The organism is Vibrio sp. 10N.261.52.A1, assembly GCF_002876325.1.
Taxonomy (GTDB): Bacteria; Pseudomonadota; Gammaproteobacteria; order Enterobacterales; family Vibrionaceae; genus Vibrio; species Vibrio chagasii.
Genome location: NZ_MCYD01000764.1, coordinates 1 through 2,470 on the forward strand (window position 1 = coordinate 1; position 2,470 = coordinate 2,470).

Annotated in this window: 4 protein-coding genes and 1 pseudogene; 3 read left to right on the forward strand and 2 right to left on the reverse strand. The window is 38.4% G+C overall.

Annotated features, from left to right (window positions below; genetic code table 11):
* Positions 1 to 108: 108 nt before the first annotated feature.
* Entirely contained in the window at positions 109 to 606 is a 498-nt protein-coding gene (locus BCT81_RS15805) for a M48 family metallopeptidase (protein WP_061031460.1), read from the reverse strand.
* Positions 607 to 759: 153 nt separating this feature from the next.
* Between BCT81_RS15805 and BCT81_RS15810 the strand changes: the two are divergent.
* From BCT81_RS15810 to BCT81_RS15820, 3 genes and pseudogenes are all read left to right on the forward strand, one after another.
* A pseudogene (locus BCT81_RS15810) lies at positions 760 to 864 on the forward strand (glutaredoxin domain-containing protein); the annotation flags it as partial.
* Positions 865 to 984: 120 nt separating this feature from the next.
* The gene (locus tag BCT81_RS15815; RefSeq protein ID WP_102425051.1) at positions 985 to 1,722 is read left to right on the forward strand and encodes a hypothetical protein; all 738 of its coding nucleotides are present in this window, start codon (positions 985 to 987) and stop codon (positions 1,720 to 1,722) included.
* A gap of 8 nt (positions 1,723 to 1,730) precedes the next feature.
* Entirely contained in the window at positions 1,731 to 1,958 is a 228-nt protein-coding gene (locus tag BCT81_RS15820) for a glutaredoxin family protein (RefSeq protein WP_023404816.1), read from the forward strand.
* A gap of 85 nt (positions 1,959 to 2,043) precedes the next feature.
* Here BCT81_RS15820 and BCT81_RS15825 read toward each other — a convergent pair.
* Positions 2,044 to 2,470: 3'-5' exonuclease (locus BCT81_RS15825; RefSeq protein ID WP_198596908.1), on the reverse strand; the 427-nt coding region annotated here is incomplete at its 5' end.

The following is a 2,470-nucleotide window of genomic DNA, read 5'->3' on the forward strand; positions in this document are numbered from 1 at the left end:
GCTTTGTTCTGTCCAGTCGCTTTTGAATCCGCACTGTTACGGTTTTTATCAGAAGCACTGTTTTTTGATAGGCTTAGCGTGGTTCTTTTTTGTGATTGGCTCATTGGGCTACTTCTTTAAATCTAAATAAATCATGAACAAACGGGCATCCAACTCTAATTGATGATATTCCGGTTCCATGTGACAGCATAGTTGGTAAAAGGCTTTGTCGTGGTCTTTCTCTTTAATGTGCGCCAGTTCATGTACCACTAGCATTCTCAACAAAGGCTCAGGGGCATTGCGAAATACACTGGCGATACGAATCTCATTCTTCGATTTGATCTTGCCACCGTGGTTTTTGGCGACATAAGAGTGCAAACCTAATGCATTGTTGATTAGGTGGATCTTGCCATCATAAATCACTTTACTAATGGGTGGTGTTTTCTTCATATAGCGATTTTTAATCTCAATCGCATAATCAAACAGGGCTTTCTCGCTTTTTATTTCATGATTCTTTGGGTAGCGAGCTTCAAACCACGGCACCAATTTACCTGACTCAACAAGCTGAGTAACAGGATCGATAATGTGTTTAGGATAGCCTTGAATATAGCGTAATGAAGGATGCATGCTGAAAGACCGTACAAGTTGCGTCACATCAAAACGTTGTGACGTCGAAAATTGAGCCGCATAGTGTAACTGATCACACTTTTCTAATCACCTAGGATTCGTTACACTTTAACGAGATTCACCAAGAGCTAGACTCAAAAAGAGACTGTAAAGATGAAACGTGTTGTATTGTACGTGGCAGACAAATGCCCGCACTGTAAAGATGCCCAAAGATATTTGGACTCTAAGAAGATTGTTTACCGCTTAACGAATGCCAAAGCGTAGTAATGTAAAGTACGTAATTAAATCAGCACTAAATCCCAACACTAACATCCCATACTTCATCCCTCATGTAGACTCATGATATTGTGATAAAAAGCTCATAATAGATTGATAACCATGTACGAAGCTAACACCATCAAAACAAACCCCGCTAAGCGACTATCTAAACTCGTTCAACCTTATATTTCAGATAAAATCTATAGTCCTTCCCATACGACTACTGAAACTGTACTTAAAGCTATGTTTGAGACTAAAAGCAATACTCAGATGTTCGTCAAACTTGGTAGTCTTCATGAACTAATTGATGAGGTGTTAGAGGTATCCAAAAACATCCCTTTATATTCCGCTATTTCTCAAAACCTTAATACCGCCCATACTCAACTTAACCCTCTTACCAAGTGGCAGGATGTTCGCAATACTCTTAATAAGCCCTTCTGGGATTCGATTGATACCATTTCTATGTTTTTGGACATGCAGCAGGACTCTATTCATATTCAGAGCAAAGAATTAACAGAAGAAGAGCTAGCTGAACTAAAGAAAGAAGTGTCTGAACTACAGGAAAGGATCATTGCCTCAGATTTAGACCCGCTACTAAAACAGCACCTAAATCGTCATATTAAGCATGTATTAGATGCTATTGATGATTATCGAATCACAGGTAGTCTACCCGTTCTAGATGCAGTCGAAGGGATGTGTGGCCATGTAGTAATGCAGTCCAATGGTAATGAACAATATCAAAATACCATCAAAGAAACGGGAATGTTTGATACACTATCGAAGTTTAATGACGTGTTCTCATTTATCAGTACAATGCAGCCACTTCTACCTCATGCAGCAAAGCTATTAGGAAATTAAGACCCATTATGAAAAGACTTGTTTTATATGTCGCAGACAAGTGCCCTCACTGTAAAGATGCACAACGCTACTTGGACTCTAAAGGTTACAAGTACCGCCTTACAAATGCGAAAATGCAAAGGGGAAGAAAGGAGCTTCAAGCAATGGGTGCTCGTTCTATTCCAGTTCTAAAGATTGGTGATCAAATCATGGTTGGTTGGAATCAAAAGAACTTTGAGAAAATGTATAACAGCTAATTAATTACTAAGTACTTTGTATTGTAAAAAGGTCTGCTTATACCCACAGACCTTTTTATCTTCATGACTAACTTTCAAATAGAAATCAGACCTCTAGAAGATTCGATTTTTCAACACGCTGTTTGCTCATCCCAAACTTAGCCAAGTCATTTATGATACTCATCACATGTGTAAACTTGGATTTCCCTGAATGTACTCGTGTTAATGTACAAGATATTAGTAATTTAGACTTTGCCCTAGATAAAGCAACAAATATAGTTGAACGTTCTTCATCCAATTTATTCTGGTTGAAGTCTCTCCTGAAGTATGAATAGTCTTCTAGTCCAATCAATATTACTGCCTCAAATTCTAACCCTTTACTCTTATGAATTGTCATCATACGAACTGCACCAACTCCAGATATAAGATCAACAGCGCCTGCCCACGAAGAGCTGATACTTCTAGCCTCTTTCAATTCATTCAAAACACCCCAAAATGTGTTTTCCATTAATGAACCTTGTTTATATTGGACC

Coding starts and splice junctions, on each gene's coding strand:
- BCT81_RS15805 (WP_061031460.1), bottom strand. CDS start 606: ATGCATCCTTCATTACGCTATATTCAAGGCTATCCTAAACACATTATC.
- BCT81_RS15815 (WP_102425051.1), top strand. CDS start 985: ATGTACGAAGCTAACACCATCAAAACAAACCCCGCTAAGCGACTATCT.
- BCT81_RS15820 (WP_023404816.1), top strand. CDS start 1,731: ATGAAAAGACTTGTTTTATATGTCGCAGACAAGTGCCCTCACTGTAAA.